Below are 25479 nucleotides of genomic sequence, written 5' to 3' on the forward strand. Positions count from 1 at the left end.
ATTTAATTGAATGTAATTCCAAGATTTTTTGCCATGACAAACATTCCCGGCTCCCGCTGCTGATCATCATTTTTAATAAGCTCGAAGTTCAGTCTCCTCAGCAAATCGGCCGGGCCGTTGTCATGGCTAAGCACGGCGAATATTTTATTGCCGCCCGCTGCGATCGTATTTTTTATAATTTCATTAATCAGCAACTCATCAATGCCTTTTCCTTGTGTTTGCGGTAAACAATACAGCGAGATAAGTTCGCAGGTGCTCTCCTCCACAGGATCAAATTTATAAGAAGCAAAAGCAACGGCCAACTCCCCATCTATTGCCAGCAAAAAAGCAGAAATATGATGGTTGATTTCATGGTTCAATTTCCCCTGCGGGTAGAATTCCCGGATCATCCGGTAAATCTTTTTCCGGGCCGCAGCATCCGTGAAAGCAATCTCCCAGCTTTGTTCCACTATAGACCTGATCTGCTCGGAATCCGCCGGGGTTGCTATTCTAACATATACCATATCGCTATTTAATTAATAATGACCGTATTCGCCATCGGGCAATGTAAATGTCGTGCCAGTTATTTAAATACCTGTGAATAAGCTATTAGCGATTTACCCAACGATGATTTGTTATTGATATATCAATAGATGCGCCTTCTGTCTTGATATTTCAAGCTGAATAAAAAGTATCATTTTCAACCGGAAATCAAATGCTTCAGGAGAACATCCCGGTGCCAGGGCTCATTATTTGCCCTGTACTGAACCGGCGGGAGTTGTTTTCGTCACATAAGCGGCTCATGTTGAAATATCAGGATCAAACCTCTTAGCCTTGAGATATCAACTGTTTTATTGGAGTTCAATTGTTTCAATTAATTGATTTATAGATAGTTGCAACATTGGCATGAAGTTTATATAAAAGCCAGCATAATGGTTAAGGGGAATATGTGCATTGATTAATTCATAAATTAAATTAAGGGCTTATGAAAAGAACATTGAACCATTTGGCCAAAATGGTCATCGGACTACATGAAGAGGGCTACTACTACGATTTCGAATTATATGGCGAAATCCAACTCTGGGGCGTTCAGGAAAACAGACCGTATGTTTTCGAAGAAATAAATATTAACAAAGTGTGTCCGATCATGGGTCCATGTAGGAATGGCGCAAAATTCATCCTGGCCATTGAAACGACCGATGGATGCAAGGGCTTGCTGGTTGGTATTGATTTGGGAGAAGCCTTTTTTGATTTGTCACGCCGGAACGGTAATAAGGAAGCAAAACAACTATTCCATAACGCCGCCTCTGGTATTTGAGATTTAAAGTATGTAATGCTTGCAACAACAACGGTTAAGAAAGCCACAAAATGGTGTCTTAAATAGATTAATAATGGAATTATATATTTTCCTGATCACAAGTTTTATACGTTTTGCAGCAGTCATGGTGGTTGTCATTAATTGCTTTTCGGAGGATTTATCCACCCTTTCTTATAAGCCTGGCAAAGTGAATAGCTGTAGCAGAACAAATCAAACATAAGAAAACCAAAACAATGAGACACACCTATCCCATCAATGCCATGCCCCTGCTGAATTATTTAGGAAAGTTGGTCAACCTGGACGAGGCAGCGGTTCAGATCATTCTAAATAGCTGCAAAGATGTGCTTATTCCTAAAGGGAATACGATATTTAACGAGAGAAAGCGCACGCAATACGTTTATTTTATCGTATCCGGTAAGGCGCGGTCCTATTATACCGACTTAGCAGGGAAAACCATTACCTGGTCGTTTCATTTTAATGAAGCGCAAAGTGATTTCAAAAATCTCTTCATTGTAGATTACAAAAGCTTTCTTACCCAAACACCGGCAACGATGTATATAGAGGCGCTGACAGATATCCGGGCGATAAGGATCAGGCACCGCGAAATTGATGCTAAATTTGAACCTAACCCTATTTTTGAGCAGTGTTTACGAAAGCTCCATGAATACGCTTTCATTGCAGCTTATGACAGGGTTTTCAACCTGCTGACCCTCTCGGCGAGCGACCGGTACAATAAGTTATTGAGGAATGAACCGCATCTATTACAAATGTTTCCTGACAAGTACCTGGCATCTTATATTGGGATTGAGCCACCCTCGCTCAGCAGGATAAGAAAAAATCTTAAATCAATACCCGTTTACCGTATAGAAATGCCAATTGCAGGATAATCCCCGTTCTGACCGATGGTCGTGATATATCACGACCATCGGTCAGAACGGGGATATGTCACGGCTTATTCCGACAGCAAATTACTTAATTCATTGATAACAAATAGTTTAATTACCTGGCATGAAATTTACATACACCATCACGAATAAGTGTTGGAATTATGTTTTTCACTCCTGTTTTTAAGTTATGACGACACCACTGACATTAGGGGATTTTGACAATCAGCAGCAGCTTATCCTGGAGTTAAGCCGGGAAATCGCATCGATAAGAAACAGAGATCAGTTAAACAGCCTGATCAGTAGCTCATTAAAGGAAGCCATTGGATATCAATACGCCACTATTTTTGTACTTGGTAATGATGGAAGGGAGATAACCAATTTTTTAAAAGGCTTTGGCGATACAGAAAACAGCCATCACTTCTCAGAGAAAATTTTCACCGGCAAGATACCTTTCGATCATAGGATTAATAACCTCCAGGTAGAGGCTCGTCAACAAATCATTGATTTCGATGAACTTGTTCTAAGCGGGAACATTGAACCTTACCTCACAGGCGCAGGGATTGCTGAAAACTTTGACGCCTGCACCTTTCATTTATATGAAGGAACTGCGGCTATTGGTGTTTGGATCATCCTATTGAAAAAAGAAGGGGATGGACATTTTTTAATGCCTCCGCTTTGCGATCAGGTCGCCGCCCAATTAACATTCGCCGTTCTTTCTGTAAAAGCCTATGAGGAGATTGATGCCCGTAACCGCGAAAGAGAAATTGTACAGTCCCTTAATATCGATTTTGCCACGATCAGGGAGAAAAAAGACCTGCTTAGAATTATACATTACAAACTCAAAAGCCTTTTCAACTTTCGCCACCATTGGGTGGCTACTGTGAATGAAGATGAACTTACGATGAGCACGTTCATGCAGGATACGGAGTCTAAAACAAAGTTTCACCCCAAATACAAGAATGTTACTTATGCTAAATACACTATTTCCGACCAGATTTTTAATAAAGTAATACTGGCCAGAGAACCTCAAATTTTTGACCTGGAACAACTTATTGCACGCGGGACCATCCCGGAATACTTGCAAATAAACTACGAAAGCGGTATCCGAAAGGTTGTTATGCAAAGCTTGGAAATAGCTGGCCGGTTTATAGGCGTTTGGGCATTATGCCTGGGTGAGCATGATGAAGTAGACCATAGCTATATAAATATTGTCAAGGATATCGCTAATCAGTTTTCAATAGCTGTAGGTAACATTATAGCCAATGAAACGATTCAGGCCAGGCAAAATGAACAGGAGTTACTATTGAAATTGAGCTATGATATAACTTCCATAAAGGATAAAAAGGGCCTTCTCCAGGTTATACAAATCAATCTTAAAAAACTATTTAAATTTCAGAATATCGTCATCATGGTATTGAACAATGATGATCAAACTCACGATATATTCCTATCAACAGATTTAGCTTTTACCAGAGAAAATTTAGCACAATATAGCAATGGGCCTGTTCGATTCGAATATAGCGACGGATATTTCAACAAAGTTATGGAGGCGGATGGGATTGTGCACTTTAATTTGAATAAAGTTGCCGACCTCACAAACGAGCCTGCCTGTCTGCAGTACCTCTATAATTCGGGAATTAGAAAGCGAATAGGCATTGCATTAAGAGACGATAATCGCAACATTGGCGTACTCTATATAAATCTGGAAACTAATACCGACTATCCAGACCGTGATTTAGATATTGTTAAAGGTGTTTCCTATCAATTATCAACAGCCGTATCAAATATTCTGGCAAACGAAGAAATCCTAAAAAAGGAAAAAGAAAGGGATTTGCTCTTGTCGTTAAGTGTTGATATTGCTTCAGTGCGCAGCAATAGCGAATTACTTAAAGTGATAAGCCAACGCTTAAAATACCTGTTAAATTTTTCTCATACGGCAGTAGTAACCATTAACGAAGATTCTACGGTAAGCGGGTTTCTCCGGGACCCGGAAGCAAAATCTACGTCTCACCCCCAATATATTAAGGCTGGCCAATTGAGGTATCCGATCCAGGATAATATTTTAGATAAATGCATACAAACCCCGGAACCACTGCTTTTCAACCTTAAGGAGCTGATGAACTATGCCAATGGCGATTTGCCTTTGTACCTGAAAATTAACTATGAATCTGGTTTAAAGAATGCAGTTGTTATTCGATTTTCAAAAGGTGATCGGGCTTTCGGATTCTGGATCCTTCTTTACGATCATGATATTGTATTGGATGCAGGCAAGCAAAATTTGATCAAGGGTTTATCACATCAAATATCAGTTGCCATTTCCAACATTATCGCTAATAGTGAGATTTCAAGGCGGGAAGACGAAAAATCAAGATTATTAGCTTTCAGTAATGCTATTGCCTCGGTGAAAACCACACGGGAAGTTTCTACAATTATTAATGCTCAGTTCACAGAATGGGGTATTATCAAGGGTTATAGTATGCACATTATTAACGATGATAAAGTAACCCATACGCCATACTTATATGATTCCAGCGCCGAGTGGACCAATTTCCCTAATTTCAATGCACTGGTTAGTGGAAAATATGCTATCAACGATAATGTGATGGATGTAATGATCAGAGCCAACAAGCCGATGATGCACAATATTTTGAAACTCAGCGAAATGAAAAATGCGCCGAAGTATGTTCATTTTTGGAAAGAAATTGGTTTGACAGAAATTATGAGCTTACCGGTAAGATTGGGAAACGAATTGATTGGCATACTGTTTATTGATCTTTCAGATACGTTTACTAAACTTCCAGATCAGCTCAACCTCCTTACAAGTATTTGTTCTCAGATAGCCATAACTGTATCGAATCTTTCAGCAAATGAAAAAATAAATAAACAGCTTGGTGAAATCAAACAGTATAAACAACAACTGGAGGAGGAAAAAATATACCTCAAAGAGGAAATTGAAACAACTCAAAATTATGGAGACATCATCGGAGAAAGTCCGTTAATAAAAAAAATATTCAAATTAGTTTCCCAGGTTGCCCCATCAGACAGCACAGTATTGATACTGGGTGAAACCGGCACCGGTAAAGAGCTCATTGCCAGAGCTATTCACAACGACTCCCCCAGAAAAAACAAACTGATGGTTAAAGTGAATTGCGCGGCCCTCCCGCCTAACCTGATAGAAAGTGAGCTATTTGGGCACGAACGCGGTAGTTTTACTGGAGCTACAGAACAGCGCCTGGGGAAATTTGAGCTTGCCAATAACAGCACGCTTTTTTTAGATGAAATTGGCGAGATGCCGCTTGATTTGCAAGTAAAGCTGCTTCGGGCTTTGCAGGAAAAAGAAATTGAGCGCGTTGGGGGAAGAAAAACGATAAAGGTTGATGTAAGGATCGTAGCAGCCACAAACCGGGACCTTGAAAAAGAAGTTGCTGAGGGAAGATTTAGAAGCGACCTTTATTACCGATTAAATATATTTCCAATTTCCTTGCCTGCATTACGTGACCGTAGGGAGGATATTCCTCTTTTGGCAGGCTATTTTATTCGCCGGTTTGCGAAAAAAGCGGGGAGGCAAATCACGACCCTCAGTAACCGCGCTTTACAGGATATGGTTTCCTACAATTGGCCGGGTAATATCCGTGAGTTGGAACACCTGATTGAACGAAGTGTACTGCTTTCGTCCGGAGATACCATTAAACAGGTCCATCTTCCTTCAAGCAGGCAGATAGCGCAAACTACCGGTGCAGATGAAGTTTCTTTAAAGACAATAGATGAAAACGAACGGGATCATATCTTAAAAATATTGAAATATTGTGGTGGTAAATTATCTGGTGAGGGTGGAGCCGCCCAAATACTCGGCGTACCGGCCGGTACCCTTTATTCGAAAATGAAAAGACTTGATATCAAACGGGAACATGCTTGAATAAATTAAAGCAAATTCTATATCCTTCAACGCTATTACAAGCTATTTTCCTTATGATTTTCCGATTTTAACCTCGGTTAATATTATCCGGGATGGCAAACCCGATGTTTGTGGCGTCCTAAACAATTAGGCATCTCAAATCATGAAAAAACTCTTATTAATCTTACTTTCTGTAGCTACGGCTACGCTTATGTTTTCATCTTGTTCAAAAAAGAATGATGTAAAACCAATTGCCAAAAACTATGTCCTTGTTCACGGTGCGTGGCAGGCACCATATGTTTGGGATGCGGTAAAGACCGCCCTGATCAATGAAGGTAACCATGTGACCGTTGTAGAACTACCGGGCCACGGTAGTGATCAAACTGCTCTATCAGCAATTACATTAAATCTTTACACCACTACCGTACTTAATGCTATCTCCCAAATTAACGGCAAAGTTATCCTGGTTGGTCACAGTCTGGCTGGTATGGTTATTTCGTCTGTTGCTGAACAAATACCAACAAAAATCGAGAAGTTAGTTTATCTATCTGCTTATTTGCCAACCTCTGGCCAATCGTTATTTGCCCTTGCCGGTACTGATGCCGGGTCAGCGCTTGGAGGTAAAATTAATGGAACACCAATACTTAATATAGATACTGTTAACGGAACTCTTGATGTGCTACACAACCAAATTGTAAACGTTTTTATCCAGGATGGTTCAACTCAGGCTCAAAATCTTGTATTACAAAATTATCGCATTGAGCCTCTAATCCCATTCAATACTCCGGTAACGCTCACAGCCGCAAATTTCGGCTCTGTTGAGAAGGTTTATATCAAAACTTTACAGGATCACGTGGTTTCTCCGGCTCTTCAGAACAGAATGATTGCAGCATCCAACGTAAAAACGGTATATCAATTGAATACCGGCCACTCATCATTCCTGGTAAAACCAGATTCAGTGGCGATATTGTTAACTAAAATAGGCCAATAGCCAAGAACAAGAACAACAATAGAGATTCAGGAAATAATTCTTGCAACATTTAATATTTGTTGCAAGAATTATTTTGGCGTTTCAATAACCTGCTGTTGTATAAGCGTTGCCGAAAAAAGTATCAGCAAATTGTAAATTGTCTTTTTATGCTTTCAATTAAACCTATCACGGACCTATTAAAACTAACTTATACTTACAAACTTGGACTACGTTTTTTTTTCGGGCCTGATGAAAAATATCCAGGGAAACATTAGTTGCGACTTTTAATATATTCCGATTTAGATAAAATTGATGTATGTTAACTTTATATTTAGCAGATGAGAAAACTGACCAATATGCTTGGAATTAAAGCTGTATGCTTTCTTTTGTTCTATTTGTTTGTCACGCCATGCATGGGCCAGATCAAATGGCCGCATGGTCAACTGCTTCCATCTTTCCCAGCGCCTTCACATGTTCAGGATTTAATTACGCTCCGTCAAAACTCTCCTTACTCTTCAGCAGAAATGTACCTGTTTGCTTCATTAAAGGGTGTCGTAAACAGAACTAAACCACGTATATTCTCATATGAGGGTGATGCTTTCGCTGAAGGGCCGCATACCTGGCTGCAGTCCCTGGGTTTGAGTTGGTCTGAACCTGCAGACAAATGGGACTTGATTACTAAATACCGGAGTGAAATTTCAGGTTTGATCGTTTATGATCCCGCCCAGGAGCATACAATTAACCTGGCCACAGTACTTGCAAAAAGCAAAGGTGCACTAATTGCCTCACCTTTATTGTTGTCCAAACTAACTGCTCCTCCTTATAATTTGCCCGTCTTACTTGATTTGCAGGGGAAATTTAGCAGTAAGCTGGAAGTTTATCAATCGCTATATGATATATATTGGCCCCATCTTGATCACCGTTTGTTAATCGGATTAAATCCTAATGCGCATAAAGCGGCCCTTCGTGAATATGCAGTAGCATTGGGCTCTGCAGTAATATGGCTCGATCCTGAAGTAGCGGGTGAAAGTGAATTGCTAAACAAATTTCTATCTTCAATGTCTCCCGGGTCAATTTTTATGGGCTGGTGGCCACAGGAAGGGCCAGGGGTGGAGAGGGCTTCAAGGTATGGTATTGCAACCGTAGCAAGTGATTGGTGTTCTAACCTAACGGTGCATAGCGGCACTTCCAGAATTGTAAAAATAAAACCAATCCCCCCAAAACCAGCACTCAAAAACAAAATCTATGTTGAATTTATATTGAGCGACGGAGACAATTTACAATTTACGGAGCATTTGATGCGTAAACTTTGGAATAATCCAGACCGGGGTGCTGTTCCAATGGGATGGACTGTGTCACCTGCTATGCTGGATGCAATGCCTGGTGCACTTAACTATTATTGGCAAACGTCCACCAGCAATGATAATCTGATTTCGGGACCTTCTGGCTATGGTTATACTTATCCTAATACCTGGTCTGATGAAAATTTGCTAAAACAGTTCGTTTCTAAAACTGAAGAATATAATCACCGTGCTGGTTTACGGGTAATCACCATCTGGAACACTATCGTTGGCGGTATTAACTTAAATGTTGGGAAGATCTATGCCAGTCAGGCAAAATCGTTGCTTGGTGTAACAGCCCAGAACACAGGAGGCGGGCTTACTATTTATAATGATAACTTACCGGGAATGGCACTTTCCTGTAACTATTGTACTACTGAACAGGCGATGAAAGATCATATCGCCAGAGCTGCCGCTGGTTGGAATAAAACCTCACCACGTTTCATAATCATACAGGCCCAGCCCTGGACGAATATATCGCCAACAAGTTTTAAAAACGTGGCTGGTTCGCTTACTGAAGATTATGTAATAGTTCGTCCTGATCACCTTTTTCAGCTTATTCGTGAGGAAAAGGGCATTTCATTTAATCCGAAATAGAAATATATTAGAAAAGATGGACAGCTCTTTAATAAGCAAAGTTGGGGCTGAAATGCCTTTTTTTAATTGTTCGCTTGTTCGGTCTCAAAATCTTCGTTTCCTTTTTTAATGCCTTGTCTTAACGTTAGGTAAATTAGAAATGATCATTTTTTAACTGGCCAATCACTTCAAATCACCCAATAACCGGCTCGTATTCCTTTTTAACAGATTTAAGATTGTTGGCCGCGTGTTGATGAATATAAAATATTAATTTATAGTGATTTATAAATACTCTTCCAATCGCAGAGGCTTGTTTTTATTTAACATAATATGTATCGTGCTGGTCATAACTTTAATAAAAGGCTTGCTTTAGGCAAATAAAAAAGTCGGCATACATAACTTGTTATTCTGTCTTCAAACTTTTTATCGGGTTTGCCAATGCGGCTTTTATGGACTGGAAGCTTACCGTTATTAATGTGATTAGTATAGCGCCAATAGCTGTAACGATAAATATCCACCATGCTACATCGGTGTGATACTGATAGTTATGCAGCCAGTTGTGCATAAAATAATAAGCCACAGGCGAGGCTATAATTATTGAAATAAACACCAGTATGGCAAAATCTTTCGATAACAATTGCCACAGGGCGAACACTGAAGCACCAAGCACCTTGCGTACACCTATTTCTTTAACGCGCTGTTCGGCCATGAATGATGCCATGCCAAACAGCCCGAGACAACTGATAAATATAGCCAGACCGGCGAAGACAGTAGCCAGCTTACCTATACGTTCTTCATTACCGAATTCTTTTTCATATTCCTGATCAACGAAGTGGTATTCAAATGGCTGTTGGGGATTCTCGATTTTTAACACCGAAGCGATGTTGCTAATAGCTTTACCTGCACTCATTTTCGGGTTTATCTTTAGCAGTAAACAGCCTCCCGCCCATTTCGCCAAAAAATAAACCATAGGTTGCACCTGTTCATAAGGCGACCGGTTAATGATGTCTTTAGTCACCCCTATGATCTTAAACTGTTGACCATAAAAGGTTATGTAATTTTCAGTCGGTTTTTTCATGGACATAAAATCAGCTGCCGCCTGGTTGATGATCACCGCTGCTGAATCGGAAAGGAATGACCGTGAGAAATCACGGCCTCTGCTAAATTCCCAACCAATGGTTTTGCCATAATCGTATGAAATATCCTCCTGGCCGAAATTGATATCCAGATTAGGGTTTTCTCCAGGCCATCCCACGCCGCTTGTAGTACCAGCAACGTTGTTAGGCGGGGCATCTGCTTCGGCCATTTCAGTTATTGTGCCGTTACCTTCAAGGGCCTGTTTTATCGCATCAAAATGTTGGTGAAGTTCAATAGTTCGGACGGGTATCGTAATCAATCTGTCCTGGCTGTAGCCAACAGGGCGATCTTTAGCAAAAAGTATCTGCCGGATAACTACAATGGTACCGATGATGAGCACAATAGAAACTGTAAACTGAAGTACCACCAGTACTTTACGCGGGGCTGAAGCCAGCCGCCCAACCCGGAACGCCCCCTTCAATACCTTTACTGGCTTAAATGACGACAGGTAGAGCGCCGGGTAACTGCCGGTGATAATAGCGGTGACCAAACTAAGGCCAATGCCGGCGAGCCAAAACGCCGGGCTGCTCCATGGAATAACTATCTGTTTACCCGCCAGTTGATTGAACGCGGGGAGACTTAATCGTGCCAGTAGTAAGGCGGCTAATAATGCCAATAATACACAAAGTAACGATTCACCGTAAAACTGTTGTATCAACTGGCTGCGGGATGAACCTATTGCCTTGCGGATACCTACCTCGCGCGCGCGTTTCTCAGATCTGGCAGTACTTAAGTTCATAAAATTAATACAGGCCAGCAGCAGTACAAACACACCTACAATGCCAAAAAGCCACACATATTGTATTTCGCCGCCGATGTTTTTTCCGTCCTTAAACTCACTATACAAATGCCATTTACTCATTGGCTGCAGGAACAGCGCCGGTTTTGTTTTAGCCGAAAGCGGTTTTAAATGCCTCAGCTTTTCATCTCTTATTTTTAACGACACTTTCCCGGGGTCGGCATTGTCAGCCAATTGAACATATAAATTAACAATGCCTGGGTCCCATGGCTCCTTCATCCCGCTCAATCTATAATCTGTTGCATAGCGGTCCCAGCAACCAATAAAAGCCAGACCGGCAAGCGTGGTATTTTCAGGCAGATCTGCATAAACGCCGGCTACTTTCAGGTTGCCCTGATTGTTGAGCTTCAGCACTCCAGACATTGGATCCTTATTTCCGAAAAATGCCTTTGCTGTCGACGCGGATATTAGTACAGATGATGGGTCCTTTATAGCATCGCGCCTGCCCTTGAGCATATTTAATGTAAACAGGCCCGGTCCGCCAGCTTCCATAAAGGTACCTTGCTTGTTCAGTTTTTTATCGTTTAAAGCCAGTATATAATCTCTCGGCAAGGTCGACATTGCTACAGATTTAAAATCGCCGCCATAATTTTTGCGTAGCTCGGCTGCCAAAGGGTACGGTTCATGAAATGAGGTTTTCACTTCGCCATTAATGGTTACATTTTGCATTACCTGGGCTATACGGTGGTAATTATTGTGATACCTATCAAATGATACTTCATCCAAAATCCACAAACTAATCAGCGTTACTACTGCCATGCCCACTGCAAGGCCACCTATATTAATGAGCGATAATACCTTATTATTAATAAGGTTGCGCCAGGCAATTTTTAAATAATTTCTAATCATATAATTGCGGTTTAGTTTTACAGGAGCCCAACCTGGCAGGCTTCCTGAACGCAATATTACCGCCGGGATTCGTAACCGGGGTGCCAACTTATCAATTGGTACCTCTTCTTTTAAGCTATTCTTATATTCCACCGGGGTTTTGCCGGTCATCTCTTTAAAAACCCGGTTGAATGTTGTTTTGGAATTAAACCCCGACTCATAGGCGATACCCAGCAGTGTGAGCCGGTCGTGGGCCGGGTCCTGCATCTTCCGGACAGTTTCACGAACCCTGAACTCATTAATAAAGTCGCTGAAGTTCTTTTCCATCCCCACATTAATAATTCGCGATAAATCGTGCGGATGGATATTCAGCTTTACTGCCAGGGAGGTCAATGTCAGTTCGGCATCCTCGTAAAAACGATTTGCGGCTACGGCTTCCTTTAGCCTACGGCTTTTTTCTTTTGCATCATATCTATCTGTTATCGGCGTGGCCATTTGTGTGCTGCCATCCAATTTCAGCATCACTTCGGCGGCCACTCCAATAAGCACAAAAGCAATGGCAAAACTCAAGACATCATTAAACAGCCATAACATGCAAAGCAAGGCGAGCAGGCGCAAGGTCTTATCCAACCGGCGGAAAGCAAAGCGCGGCCTATCCATTAGCACCGGCTGCAAGAGGTTATAAAAATGCTGTATCAACCGGTGCGACAGGTATAAATAAATGACAACCGAAATTAGCACCAGCCAGCCCGGCATCCAATACGCAAGCAGCAAAGGGCAAAAATGCAGAATATCCTTTCGGCCAAATTGTAGGTTTGGTGACGTCATCCGCCGCACATAAAAATACAATAGCGGCCCCAGCGCCGGTAAAAAAATCGGCGAAAGCCCGCCAGTCTTCAATACAATTACAGTTAAAGCGGCACTTAAAAACAGGTTGGCTGTTTGGCTTTCCCTTTTTGCAAATGCTAAAAGCAGCGCGAGTGTAAACCCCGAAAACAGGGTTGCCATGGCGGCCACATGATACAGGTTAATATGGAATATATCAGGATTCAAGTAATTCAAATAGCCCAAAGGCTGTTCCAAATTTACAATATATTGACATATACAAAATTATGCGATGATATATATGTTTTGCTGTAACTGAAGCGAACATAGGTTTGTTGTATTGTCGCGAATAAGTATACCAACAAAAAAGCCGCTCTACTTTCGTAAAGCGGCTTTTGTAGCCCGTAGGGAAGCTTTTCGAACCCCTTTTATGGATGATTTGAGGTTCCTTGCTTTCTGAAATACTAAGGGACATAATTATTTAAAGGATTGAAAACCTAGTTTTAACAGAAAGTAAGGAAGAAGATTCTTTGGCGGCTACCTGGATCTCAATACAACTAAATCTGTTTATATTAAAGTTGAGGAGTTAAAAGTAAGTTTTCAATGGTGTGATCGTTGAGCCTTGGCTTAAGCTAATAAAAATTGAGAAAACGAAATAAATCATTCTTCTTTTCCCTTTATAAAGACTTATTTTTATACAGACTATTGCTAATTTAAAGTGACAAAATCAGACCAGGTAATACACAGCTTTGCTATTTATGAGATAAAAAGGGCTACTTTTAAACCATACGATTTTAAATGGACAAAGTTTCATGAAAACAATTCTGAGTTTGTACACCTTCACCCCGAGATACAATTAGACGTAGAAGAAAATGAATTGATTATTTGTTCAACCGTTATTGATGCAAATAACTATAGCATATTGACCACCCGCCGAATTGTTACCAAAGAAAACGGCATTGAGGATATGGGTTATATGGCAGGCGCAACAACACATGATTATCCCTTTTATGTTGGGCATGAAAAGTTTAATCATATTTTGGGCACCGTAGTACTTCCAAATGGGAATGCATTCAGGCATTTTATCGAAACCGGAAAGGCTTGTGCGATGATGATATACGGCATCAAAACTTTGATTTGGTCTCAGCAACTTACAGATTCGCAGATGGTAAATCTGATGAGACTGTGGGATAAGCGAAGTAAAACCTAAATGGTAAGTTTTGAAATTCCGCAGTACTGCTTTTCGAAACGAAATGTGCCGGCGCATATGCCACTTAGGTTCCAGCCCAAATTTTCTTAGTACTACTAAAACAAAAAAGCCGCTCTACTTTCGTAAAGCGGCTTCGTAGCCCGTAGGGGAATCGAACCCCTGTTTCTAGAATGAAAATCTAACGTCCTAACCCCTAGACGAACGGGCCATTTTTTCTTTTTTGTTTCCCTTATTTTGGGATTGCAAAGATATAGCTTTAATGATAAAAATAAAATAAATTTTTCTTTTTTTTTATTTCTGCCTGATAATGAACGGCTTTTTTTTATTTACCAAACAAAATAGCACAATTTCAATTGTAAATCTGCCCCCGTTAAGGCTATCTTTATCCTAAAATCAATTTACTTATGAAAGCAATCTGGAATGATAAGATTATAGCACAAAGCAATGATACAATTATTGTTGAAAATAATCACTATTTCCCAAAAGATAGCGTGAACGCCGAATACCTTGAAACCACCGACACGCACACAACCTGCCCATGGAAAGGACTCGCATCCTATTATACCCTGAACGTTGATGGGAAAATAAATCAAGATGCTGCCTGGTATTATCCACAGCCTAAGGAAGCGGCCGCAAACATTACCAACTATGTAGCATTTTGGAAAGGTGTTAAAATAACCGAATAAAAATGAAAAAATACGATGCCATCGTCATAGGCGCCGGCCAGGCCGGCGGTCCGCTTGCCAAAAAACTGGCTATGGCCGGGATGAAAACTGCCTTAATCGAAAAACGTTTTTATGGTGGCACCTGTGTAAATGATGGTTGCACGCCCACCAAAACTTGGGTGGCATCGGCAAAAGCGGCTTATATGGCTGTTAAAAGTTCTGATTTGGGAGTATCGGTAAAGCGGTTCTCCATCAATATGCCCAAGATAAAAAAGCGTAAAGACGATATAGTGATGCGTTCGCGCGTGGGAGGCCAGCATGCAGCTGAGAAAATAAAAGGACTGGATGTTATTTTTGGGGACGCCACCTTTACCGGCAAAAAAACAATTGCAGTAGCTCTTAACAGTGGGGGCAATCAAACCCTGCAGGCCGATCTTATATTTTTAAATACCGGTGCAAAACCCTCTATTCCCGAAATAGAGGGACTGAATGAAATTAAATATCTTAATTCAACTACCATTTTGGACCTCGATTATGTGCCCAAACACCTTCTGGTTTTAGGGGGTAATTACATAGGTTTAGAGTTCGGACAGATGTTTCGCCGGTTTGGGAGCAAGGTCACCATATTAGAAAAATCAGCCAGGATAGTTGCTCATGAGGACGAAGACGTATCGGCAGAGATGCAAAAAATACTGGAGGCAGAGCAGATAACTATTCATACAAACGCACAGGCCACCAAATTCAAGCAAAAAGGCGATGGTAAAATAACTGCAACAGTGTTGGCTAACGGAGAGGAAAAAAAAATCAAATGCTCCCATGTGCTGATAGCGGTTGGCCGTACCCCTAATACCGAAACACTGGGCTTAGCTAATGCGGGGGTAAAAACAGATGAAAAAGGGCATATCAAAGTAAACACGAAGCTGGAAACTAACGTGAAGGGCATTTATGCTTTAGGTGATGTAAAAGGCGGCCCCGCGTTTACACATATCTCTTATAACGATTACACGATAGTTTACCGCAACCTCATTGAAAAACAAAATTTCAATACAACAGATAGGCCCGTTCCTTATTGCATGTTCACCGATCCGCAATTGGGCCGGGTTGGAATTGATGAAACGGAGGCAAAAAAGCAAGGTTTAGATTATAAAGTAGCCCGGTTACCTATGGCATATGTGGCCCGGGCCATTGAAACCGGGGATACACGGGGCTTTATGAAAGCGGTTGTTGATCCTAAAACAAAAAAAATCCTGGGTGTTACCGTATTAGGACCCGAAGGCGGCGAGATTATGACCGTATTACAAATGGCGATGGAAGGCGGCATTACTTATGACAGGATCCGCTATTGCGTTTTTGCTCATCCCCTGTATTCAGAATCATTGAATAACCTTTTTTTGGCTTTAGAAGATTAGTTTTACTACATGATAAAGGTAGATGGTATAAGCAAGCATTTTGGCAGGATTAAGGCCGTTGATACCATATCTTTTGAGGTGCAGAACCATGATAATCTTATTTTGCTGGGCACCAGTGGTTGCGGCAAAACCACCACATTAAAAATGATTAACCGACTGATAGAGCCCGACAGTGGCAATATCTATATCAACAACAAAAACATATTTGAGCAACAACCCGAAGTTTTAAGGCGAAGCATTGGCTATGTATTACAAAACAACGGATTATTCCCCCACTATACCGTGGCCGAAAATATTGCCATTGTTCCGCAATTGCTTAAGTGGGATAAAAAAAAAATAGAAACCCGCACGGCAGAGTTGATGGAAAAGCTGCATTTGGATGCAAATTACCTCCATGCTTACCCAAACGAACTTAGCGGCGGCCAGCAACAGCGGATAGGGCTTGCCCGGGCCCTGGTGTCCGATCCGCCGGTTTTGCTGATGGATGAGCCCTTTGGTGCACTGGATAATGTAACCCGATCAAACATCCACAAGGAGTTTAAAGCGCTTAATGAGCTAAAAAGAAAAACCATTGTTATGGTTACCCATGATGTACAGGAGGCATTTGAATTAGGCGACAGAATATGCCTGATGGATAAAGGTAAAATTGTACAATCGGGCACACCTGCCGAACTATTATTTAACCCGGCCAATGAATTTGTGGAGGGTTTCCTGAAAGACCAGCGCCTGCAACTGGAGTTTAAAGCAGTTCGGCTACGCGATCTGTGGGATCTACTGCCAGAATTATACCAGGACCAGCTTAATTCATCTTCGCTATCATCTGATATTGACCTTTGGGCGGCCCTGGAAAGTTTCAAATTCAGCAATGAGGAAACCATCAGGATCAATAAAGATCACCACACGCAAAAGTTAGTAAGCTTTGAGCAATTGATGTCTGCTTTTTATCAATATAAACAAGCAATGGCATGATGGAGCATCAGCAAACATTATTTGAGTTTATGGGGCAACAGGCCGATAAACTCGCCATGCAAACGCTGCAGCATATCGGACTTACTTTTATTTCACTTTTTATAGCCGTGCTTGTTGGCTTACCCCTGGGTATTTTTATCACCCGCAAAGTCAAACTATCCGGGCCGGTTTTGGGTGTTGCTGGTATATTGCAAACCATCCCCAGTATTGCATTATTAGGTTTTATGATCCCCCTTTTAGGAATCGGTGCCAGGCCCGCAATTGTGGCATTGCTGCTTTATGCTTTATTACCTATCATTCGTAATACCTATACGGGCATTACAGGGGTTGATGCCGCCGTGAAGGAAGCTGCGGTAGCTATGGGGATGAATAAGTGGCAGGTATTGTTTAAAGTTGAGCTGCCCCTGGCTATGCCCGTGATTTTGGCCGGTATCCGCACCGCTACGGTAATAAATGTGGGCGTGGCAACATTGGCCTCCTATATTGCAGCGGGTGGCTTAGGCGAGTTTATTTTCGGCGGTATATCACTCAACAATACCAACATGATATTGGCCGGAGCAATCCCGGCTGCATTACTGGCTATTATTTTTGATTTCCTGCTCTCGAGGGTGCAAAAATTAAACTTCAAAAAGATCAAAACAGGCGCTTATGGCATACCGGTTTTATTGGCATTATTATCATCGTTTTACTTTATCCCCTCTGCATATGGCGGCAAACTTACCGCCGGCTTTACGCCCGAGTTTATGGGCAGGCAAGATGGCAACCTTGGGCTGGAAAGCAAGTATGGCCTAAAAATCCACACCATTGTCATCAGCGATGCTGTTATGTACAAGGCCGCGTTTGAAAAACAATTGGATGTTATAAGCGGCTACTCAACAGATGGCCGTTTAAAGGCTTATGACCTGGTTGTACTGGATGATGACAAAGTGATTTTTCCGCCTTATTATGCCGCGCCCATTGTTCGGGAAGAGGCAATCAGGAAATTTCCCGAGTTGGAAAAAACACTAAATTTACTGGCAGGCAAAATAAATGATTCCATTATGACGGAATTAAACTTCCGTACCGACTATCTTCACCAAACCCCGGAACGTGTAGCAAAAGATTTCCTGGAAACCAATAAACTATATAAACCATCCCGCGAGGGGAATGCAGGAATCATTCGCATCGGATCAAAAATTTTTGGCGAGCAATATATCCTGGCTAATATGTACAGCATGCTCATAAAAGGGTATACCAATTATGATGTATCAACAAAAACAGGGCTGGGCGGAACCAAAATTTGTTTCGATGCCCTGACAAATGACCAGATAGATTTTTACCCGGAGTATACCGGTACAGGCTTGCTGGCCATATTACAGGCATCGCCGGCAACCGTTACCAGGGTAACCAAAAATAAAGATAGTACATACAACTATGTGCAGCAGGAATTTATAAAACGATACCAGATAAAATGGCTAAAACCAATTGGCTTTAATAATGCCTACGCGTTAATGATGAGAAAGCAGCAGGCAAAAAATTTAAATATTAAAACAATTTCAAACCTTAAACGATACTTGAATAGTAGATAATTCAATGAATTTAGTCGATTATTATACAAAAGTGCGCCAGCGAACGGAGCAAATTTGCAGTTTCCTGCAAACCGAAGACTACGTGGTGCAGCCGGTAGTTGATGTTAGTCCGCCTAAATGGCATATAGGGCATGTTACCTGGTTTTTTGAAACTTTTATTCTGAAACCTTATTTTATGGGTTACCAGGAATTTAATGCCAATTACAATTACGTTTTTAACAGCTATTACGAAACCGTAGGCAACCGGGTTATCCGTACCGATAGGGGTAATTTAAGTCGCCCAACGGTTGCCGATATTTATCAGTACCGGGCCTATGTGGATGAGGCCATGACCAGGTTTTTACGCGATGAGCCATCTGCAGAAATAAAAGAATTGTTAGTACTCGGTTTTAATCACGAAGAACAACACCAGGAGCTTTTATTAACCGATATTAAATACATTTTAGGGCACAACCCCTTGTTTCCGGCCTATTCTGATAAATATGTATCGCCAAAGATCCAAAAGACCGACAGTGCCGATTTTATTAAGATGAACGAGGGTGTATATGAAATAGGTTTTACCGGCGATGGCTTTTGTTTTGACAATGAGCTAAACCGGCACAAAGTTTATTTAAACGAATATGAAATAAGCCCGAACCAGGTTACTAATGCCGAATACCTGGAGTTCATTAATAGTGGAGGCTATCATGATTTCAGACACTGGCACGCCGAAGGCTGGGATTGGGTAAACACCAATAAAGTGGAGTGCCCGCTGTACTGGCATTTAATTGATGGCGAATGGCAAAACTATACCTTCCACGGCCTGCTGCCGCTTAATTTAAAAGATCCGGTTTGCCATATCAGCTATTTTGAAGCTTATGCCTATGCCTCCTGGAAGGGCCTCCGTTTGCCCACCGAGTTTGAATGGGAAGCCGCCGCAACCCAGTTTAGCTGGGGCAAAAGCTGGGAATGGACAGAAAGTTCCTACCTGCCTTACCCTGGTTTTGCAAAAGCTCCCGGTGCAATTGGCGAATACAATGGCAAATTCATGGTAAACCAAAAAGTATTGCGCGGGGCATCAGAAGCAACCCCGCCCGGACATAGCAGAATTACTTACCGCAACTTTTTTCAAACAAATTTACGTTGGCAATTTACTGGCATAAGACTTGCGCGGTAAAAGCACAAAAACAGGAAGATATGGACTCAACCTTAACTCATACCCAATTGAACCCCGAATCAGGCATTAAAACTGATTCGTTTTATAACGATGTTATAAAGGGATTGCAATCATCGCCAAAGCGTTTGAATTCAAAGTATTTTTACGATGCCAACGGCGATAAGCTTTTCCAGGAGTTGATGGGCTGCGAAGAATACTATCCAACCAACTGCGAACTGGAAATATTTTCTGAAAGGACCGATGAGATCACCAATGCGCTAATTGCCTCTGGTGATGCTTTTGACCTGATAGAGCTTGGTGCAGGCGATGCCATGAAGTCGACCTACCTGTTGAAAGATTTGCTGGATAAAAAAGCAGATTTTACGTATTTACCTATCGATATTTCTGACAATGTAATATCATACCTCAATATCACCCTGCCCGTAACCTTGCCTGGATTAAAGATCACCGGCTTAAACGGCGAGTATTTTGATATGCTGCAGAAAGCGGCACCAATATCCTCCAGGCGTAAAGTGGTACTGTTCCTAGGATCAAATATTGGTAATATGGCGGTTCCCGAAGCGATTGAATTTTGCAGGGAGTTAAGGAACAACTTATCCGAAGGCGACATGGTACTTATCGGCATGGACCTTAAAAAAGACCCTAAAGTTGTATTAGCGGCCTATAACGACAAGGGAGGTATCACCAAAAGATTCAACCTTAACTTGCTGGAACGGATCAACCGCGAGTTGCAGGCCGATTTTGATTTGACCAAATTTGATCACTACCCAACCTATGACCCCGAAACCGGAGCTTGCAAAAGCTACCTTATCAGCCTGGAAGATCAGAAGGTGAATATCAGCGGGAAAGAAACCATTACATTTATGAAAGATGAATACATCTACATGGAGATCTCCCAGAAATTCACCATCATGCAAACCGATCAGATAGCCATCAATACGGGCTTTGTTCCGCTAACACAGTTTTTTGACGGTAAAAAATGGTTTGTAGACGCTGTTTGGATAGCAGGTACGATATAAACACGATTTACAACATTAGGCAGAATTTACAGGTTTTTTGATTTGAGGTTTAAGTTTAAACCCTGCAAAAAATCTGTAAATCTTGTCAAATCCTCAAAATCGTGTTAAAGTAATTTTGGGTTCAGTTCCGAGTCTATAAGCCCGCCAATTGGCTTACCCATCAACCATTTATGGTGATCATTTTTTTGCCAATCGTTTTTATATGGGGTGATGCGCGCGCCGTCAGCAATATAAATAACAGTCATTACCTCGCGCATTTTATCAGAGTTGTTGCCCGGCGCGTTATGAATTGTAAAACCGCGGTGCCATGTAGCGTCACCAGCCTGCATCGTTTTTGCTCGGCTTATAGGGAAGTTATTGTTTTTCACATAATCATCAAAAGCCGATTCCGACTCGTCCGAGATCTCGTGGTTAAAAACAGCTCCATTAGTATAGGAGTTTGATGCAAAGGTGAGCATCCCCATATCTACATCAATATCAACCAGCGGCATCCACATGGTTACCGTATTATTGGTATCAATTGGCCAGTAATATTGATCCTGGTGCCAGGGGGTAGGGCCACCGCCTGCTTCTTTAAACAAGGCCTGGTCGTGGTACAGCCTCACGTTTTCAACCCCCATAAGGTCGGCGGCAATTTTTGCCAAGCGCCTGGCAAAAACGAATCTTTTTACATCGGCATCAAGCTGCCACAGGTTCATGATCTGCAAAAATGCTTTGCCGTAAGTGTCCCTGTCTTCCAGCTTTCTTTTTTCGGTGTTATACCGGTCTGCAGCCCCTACAATTATCGGCCTGTAAACTTCCATTTCATCCTTTGAAAGTACGCCTTTAACCAAAGTATGTCCCTTTTCACGGAACTCATGAATGCTTTCTTCGGGTAATTTTATCAAATCATCCAACAGCAAAAGATCAGAAATCTTTGTATTCATATTTTTTTTAGTTTATATCCAAAGTAAGTTTAACTTTAGCTGATAAAAAATGATGTAAATGGTGTTATTATGGATTATTTTATCCGTAACTTAACAATAAAATAAATTTACGCTAAAATATGCAATGATAAAGGCCTCGTACGAAGTTCTTCAACCCGCAAACACGCAGTCATTCCTGGTCAGGAAATTTGATAAACTGGCATTTGATGCCCCTTACCATTTTCATGAGGAATATGAGCTGACATGCATCATAAAAGGCGCCGGCAAACGATATGTTGGCAGCCACATGGAAGACTTTGTGTCTGGCGATGTTGTGTTGCTTGGGCCCAACCTGCCTCATTGCTGGAAACTGGAGGGCGGTGATATTTTGCCCAGTGAAGCATGCGCTATTGTGATACAGTTTAACGATGCTTTTTTAGGCGACGAGTTTTTTAACAAGTTTGAGTTACTGCATATTAAGAAGCTTTTTCAAAAAAGCGGCTGTGGTATTTCGTTCCACTCAGATACGCAGGCAGAGGTTAAGCAACTTTTGATGAACCTGGTTGAGGAAAAAAGCAATTTCAGGATATTGATAGGCTTACTGGAGGTACTGCAGTGCCTGGCCTCGTCAGATGAATATATACTGCTTGATCAGCACCGTATTGTGGCAGAGCGCACATCTGCGGAGCGGGAACGCATCAACCCGGTATTTGCTTACCTGGTTGAAAACTTCAGAAAGCAGGTATCACTGGATAAAGCCGCCAGCATAGCCAACATGACCACAAATGCCTTTTGCAAATACTTTAAGAAAGTAACCCGCAAAACATTTATGGAAACCATAATTGAATACCGGCTTAATTATGCCATACAGCAATTAGTACAAACAGATAAACCTATATCTGAAATTTCATTTGAAAGCGGCTTTGGCGATGTATCACATTTTTATAAAATGTTTAAAGCCAAAATGCACCTTAGCCCGCTTAATTATCGCAAACGGTTTATGCGTAATTTAGCCAGCAGCGCCAAAAAACTATCGGCCTAAAAAATTATACTACGTTGATGATACCGCGTTTAATGGCATATATAACCAGGCCAACTAAATTTTTTGAACCGGTTTTTTCAAACAACCGGGCCCGGTAACCCTCAACGGTACGTACACTCAGAAAAATTTTATCGGCTATTTCCTGGTTGGAGTATTCCTGGCAAACAAGTTTCAAAACCTCTACTTCACGTTCATTAAGATCGGCTTTATTTTGAGCAATATTTTCGGCGTGATCATTGCCCACCAGTTGTTTAATGAGCGTAATGGATAAATGTTCATTAAAATAAAAACCCTTGCTATGAACGGTAGATACAGCTTCTATGATCTCCTCCGGCTCGGCATTTTTAAGCAGGTAGCCTGATGCCCCGGCTTTCATCATATCAACAATATATTTATCCTCGTTAAACATGGATAATGCCAGTATCTTGATATTTTTATAATTCTGATGAACAAAAGCTGTAGTTTGAATACCATCCATCTCCGGCATTTTTATATCCATCAATAGCACATCAGGGGTTTGGGTTGTTAATAACCCCATCAATTCTTTACCGTTTGAAGCCTCAAGTACCAGGTCAAAATCTTTGAAATCTTCAAGCGTAGCTTTTAAGCCATTTCTGAAAATTTTATGATCATCTACAATACCTAATTTAATTGTACCCATTGATTCACAAATAGTTGAATAAAGATAGTTTTAATGTAACAAAACTATGCTATTTTTAATTTAATAGTAGTGAGCGTACCGTTTAATGGCTTGCTGTAAATATTAATATCCCCGTTAATCAACTGCACCCGGCTTTCCAGGTTTTTAATTCCAAACCCCTGCTTTACTCCACCCAGGTTAAAGCCCACTCCGTTATCTTTAAACTCCATCACCATATAATTACCCTCCTTGTTAATAGACAGGTAAATAACTGTCGCATCGGAGTGTTTAATGGCGTTGCCAAAAAGTTCCTGAGCTATACGGTAAAGGGTAAGTTCTATTTCTTGCGCAAAGCGCTGGTCGGGCATATTTTTACTAAACTTTACTTTAATATGGGTGGTTTGCTCAACCTTATTACTTAAGGCTTCAACAGCAACCAACAGGCCATAATCGGTAAGTACGGGAGGCAACACATTATGAATAATATTACGAATCTCCTGGATGCATTCGTCGGTCAGTTTTCGCGTATCGGCAAGCAGCGGCTGCGTTGCTTCGCTCATGCAATTTTTATCAAGCCGGTGCAAATTAAGCTTTATGGCCGATAACACCTGCCCAACACTATCATGCAGATCCTCAGCCAGCCGCTTGCGTTCACTCTCCTGTGTTTCAAAAACAGCGGCCAGCAGATCGCTTTGGCGCGCGTCATGCAATGATCGTAATTCAACCTGATTTTTGATCATTTTACGCTGGTAAATGATCACAAAAAAGAACAAGCAGGTGATCAGTACCACTACTACCAGTGTACCAATTATTAATACCGGGATCAGGTTGTTTTGTGGGGTTTGCAAAGTAATCCTACTGAAAATAAAATATTAGCGATTATGTTAGTAATGCTGTTAATTATATAGTAATTGTGCCGGTCACTTATGGGTATTTGTGTTAATAGCATAAACAGAAAAATATTAACTGATGAATAAAACAGAACACCCGCATTTATCCAGAACAGCCCTTGTTTTTCAATGTCAATATATTTTAAGGGATTTAACAACTTGTAAAAGTATATTAAAGATAATATAATTAAAGATACGCTCAATGATGTATTTGAAACTGTGGGGTATTCATTCATATTGCTATTAAAATACAGCATAAGCACAAATGTGATGAAAGCAAGTGCGAGTGTGATCTTTTTAAGAATAGGTTTATTGAACAGAACGTAATAAATTAACGTGTAGAAGATCAGGGACACTAAAATATTTAAATGAATAACCGGCATGTTGTTTTTTGTTCCGCTTTCTGACATTAGCCACATGACAGGATCAAAAGTGCTGGATATAAGAAAATAAAGAGCTGCGATTTTCAAAACCCTATCAAGGTGCTTATAATTATATACTGTTGCCAATACAGGAAAAAAGCCAGATATCCCTGAGATTAGAGCAAATATATTATCTATAGACATGGCTATTAATAAATTGGTGCTTTAATTAGCTTCCTGAAAGTGCATTTTTGGGGCAGCCTGTAGATCCTGGACATGGATACGATTGATTACCTACTAAATTATCAGTAGTTGGAGCAGATACTTTAAATGTTTTTATTTCTGTAGATACAGCAGCAACTTCTTTTTTAACTTCTCCGGGTAATTGATCCTGGCCATCTGCCTGTACCCCGGTTATTACAAAGCGTTTTTCACCTTCGGCATTGGCAACTACTTTGATAAAGAAATTGCCTACGCTTACAAAAAACTTTTGCCAGCCGCTAAGCTGTTGTTTATTAGCATAATAAATGCGAATGCCTAAACAGCCATTTTGTTGCAATATAGTGTTCAATATCTTTTGTCCAAAAAATTGAGATACAACTCCATCAGGATGTCTGTGTCTGTGGTTACGTGTCCAGCTGGCGGCAAGTTCAAGATCAATGGGTGCACCTTCATCACCGGTAATTGGATTAGGGTCTCTTGGTTTTGTTTCCATAAGTAATTTTAATAGAGGGTTAGGGATAAGTTTGGCTAAAACTAACATTAATTAGTTATTATTTCAATGATCAAAAAACGTAGAGAGTAAAACTAAACGACACGACAATATCATAATTAACTCATTTATAATAGTTTATAAATTTTAATGCTCTTAAAATTTATATTTTTACGTATTTCTACGCATTCAAAACTGTATTAATACGTGCTCCATAACCCATTGAGAATGAACTGTTTTGTATGGTGTTTTAAATGACCCTTCTTAAACTTAATCTTGGCCGCCTTTGGCAGCGATTCGATATAATACGATATTGGTTTTATTATTAATTTGGCTAAATATTATTAATACCTTTAATAAGTAATTCATCACATCAAA

At 40.9% G+C, this 25479-nt stretch carries 19 protein-coding genes and 1 tRNA gene; 13 read left to right on the plus strand and 7 right to left on the minus strand.

Annotated elements, in window-relative coordinates; all coding sequences use genetic code 11:
• Positions 1–2 precede the first annotated feature (2 nt).
• Entirely contained in the window at positions 3–503 is a 501-nt protein-coding gene (locus AC1D0K_RS16490; RefSeq protein ID WP_477399595.1) for an N-acetyltransferase family protein, read from the minus strand.
• Between the two features lie 461 nt (positions 504–964).
• Between AC1D0K_RS16490 and AC1D0K_RS16495 the strand changes: the two genes are divergently transcribed.
• From AC1D0K_RS16495 to AC1D0K_RS16515, 5 genes are all read left to right on the plus strand, one after another.
• Positions 965–1297, plus strand: coding sequence for a hypothetical protein (locus tag AC1D0K_RS16495; protein WP_477399597.1), 333 nt, complete (start codon positions 965–967; stop codon positions 1295–1297).
• A 233-nt stretch (positions 1298–1530) separates the two neighbouring features.
• Positions 1531–2184: a Crp/Fnr family transcriptional regulator gene (locus AC1D0K_RS16500; RefSeq protein WP_477463084.1), complete on the plus strand. Its 654-nt coding sequence runs from the start codon at positions 1531–1533 to the stop codon at positions 2182–2184.
• 187 nt (positions 2185–2371) lie between these two features.
• Positions 2372–6100, plus strand: a complete 3729-nt coding sequence (locus AC1D0K_RS16505) for a sigma 54-interacting transcriptional regulator (protein ID WP_477393448.1) — start codon at positions 2372–2374, stop codon at positions 6098–6100.
• Between the two features lie 142 nt (positions 6101–6242).
• A complete protein-coding gene (locus tag AC1D0K_RS16510) occupies positions 6243–7070 on the plus strand; it encodes an alpha/beta fold hydrolase (protein WP_477393446.1) in 828 nt (275 codons plus the stop codon).
• A 317-nt stretch (positions 7071–7387) separates the two neighbouring features.
• Complete coding sequence (locus tag AC1D0K_RS16515) at positions 7388–8986, plus strand: hypothetical protein (protein ID WP_477393444.1); 1599 nt, start codon at positions 7388–7390, stop codon at positions 8984–8986.
• 382 nt (positions 8987–9368) lie between these two features.
• Here AC1D0K_RS16515 and AC1D0K_RS16520 read toward each other — a convergent pair whose 3' ends face one another.
• Positions 9369–12782 (minus strand): FtsX-like permease family protein, encoded by a 3414-nt coding sequence (locus AC1D0K_RS16520; RefSeq protein WP_477393442.1) that lies wholly within the window; start codon positions 12780–12782, stop codon positions 9369–9371.
• A gap of 490 nt (positions 12783–13272) precedes the next feature.
• Between AC1D0K_RS16520 and AC1D0K_RS16525 the strand changes: the two genes are divergently transcribed.
• Entirely contained in the window at positions 13273–13764 is a 492-nt protein-coding gene (locus AC1D0K_RS16525) for a hypothetical protein (protein WP_477393440.1), read from the plus strand.
• Positions 13765–13900: 136 nt separating this feature from the next.
• On the opposite strand, the gene AC1D0K_RS16530 is transcribed toward AC1D0K_RS16525, so the two are convergent.
• Positions 13901–13972 (minus strand) — tRNA-Glu (locus tag AC1D0K_RS16530).
• Positions 13973–14168: 196 nt separating this feature from the next.
• Between AC1D0K_RS16530 and AC1D0K_RS16535 the strand changes: the two genes are divergently transcribed.
• Genes AC1D0K_RS16535 through AC1D0K_RS16560 form a run of 6 tightly spaced genes read left to right on the plus strand, consistent with a single transcriptional unit; the run spans position 14169 to position 20550 of the window.
• Positions 14169–14450 carry a DUF427 domain-containing protein gene (locus tag AC1D0K_RS16535; protein WP_477393438.1) on the plus strand — a complete coding sequence of 94 codons (282 nt, stop codon included), beginning with the start codon at positions 14169–14171 and terminating at the stop codon, positions 14448–14450.
• Positions 14451–14452: 2 nt separating this feature from the next.
• Complete coding sequence (locus AC1D0K_RS16540) at positions 14453–15838, plus strand: mercuric reductase (protein WP_477393436.1); 1386 nt, start codon at positions 14453–14455, stop codon at positions 15836–15838.
• Between the two features lie 9 nt (positions 15839–15847).
• Positions 15848–16807, plus strand: a complete 960-nt coding sequence (locus tag AC1D0K_RS16545) for an ABC transporter ATP-binding protein (RefSeq protein ID WP_477393434.1) — start codon at positions 15848–15850, stop codon at positions 16805–16807.
• A complete protein-coding gene (locus tag AC1D0K_RS16550) occupies positions 16804–18375 on the plus strand; it encodes an ABC transporter permease/substrate-binding protein (protein ID WP_477393432.1) in 1572 nt (523 codons plus the stop codon). The genes AC1D0K_RS16545 and AC1D0K_RS16550 overlap by 4 nt, the downstream gene beginning before the upstream one ends.
• Before the next feature lie 4 nt (positions 18376–18379).
• Complete coding sequence (gene egtB / locus AC1D0K_RS16555; RefSeq protein ID WP_477393430.1) at positions 18380–19531, plus strand: ergothioneine biosynthesis protein EgtB; 1152 nt, start codon at positions 18380–18382, stop codon at positions 19529–19531.
• 20 nt (positions 19532–19551) lie between these two features.
• The gene (locus tag AC1D0K_RS16560; RefSeq protein ID WP_477393428.1) at positions 19552–20550 is read left to right on the plus strand and encodes an L-histidine N(alpha)-methyltransferase; all 999 of its coding nucleotides are present in this window, start codon (positions 19552–19554) and stop codon (positions 20548–20550) included.
• Positions 20551–20654: 104 nt separating this feature from the next.
• Here the strand turns inward: AC1D0K_RS16560 and AC1D0K_RS16565 are convergent, their stop codons facing one another.
• Positions 20655–21476, minus strand: coding sequence for a phytanoyl-CoA dioxygenase family protein (locus AC1D0K_RS16565; protein ID WP_477393426.1), 822 nt, complete (start codon positions 21474–21476; stop codon positions 20655–20657).
• A 124-nt stretch (positions 21477–21600) separates the two neighbouring features.
• On the opposite strand from AC1D0K_RS16565, the gene AC1D0K_RS16570 reads away from it, so the two are divergent.
• Positions 21601–22497, plus strand: coding sequence for an AraC family transcriptional regulator (locus tag AC1D0K_RS16570; RefSeq protein WP_295721740.1), 897 nt, complete (start codon positions 21601–21603; stop codon positions 22495–22497).
• A gap of 4 nt (positions 22498–22501) precedes the next feature.
• Here AC1D0K_RS16570 and AC1D0K_RS16575 read toward each other — a convergent pair whose 3' ends face one another.
• The 3 genes from AC1D0K_RS16575 to AC1D0K_RS16585 form a co-directional block, all read right to left on the minus strand.
• Positions 22502–23158 (minus strand): response regulator transcription factor, encoded by a 657-nt coding sequence (locus AC1D0K_RS16575; RefSeq protein WP_295721742.1) that lies wholly within the window; start codon positions 23156–23158, stop codon positions 22502–22504.
• A gap of 44 nt (positions 23159–23202) precedes the next feature.
• On the minus strand, positions 23203–23985 hold the full coding sequence (locus AC1D0K_RS16580; RefSeq protein ID WP_295721744.1) for a sensor histidine kinase: 783 nt from the start codon (positions 23983–23985) through the stop codon (positions 23203–23205).
• 633 nt (positions 23986–24618) lie between these two features.
• Positions 24619–25104 carry a hypothetical protein gene (locus tag AC1D0K_RS16585; protein ID WP_295721746.1) on the minus strand — a complete coding sequence of 162 codons (486 nt, stop codon included), beginning with the start codon at positions 25102–25104 and terminating at the stop codon, positions 24619–24621.
• Positions 25105–25479 lie beyond the last annotated feature (375 nt).

The organism is Mucilaginibacter sp. P1_A3, from assembly GCF_056406855.1.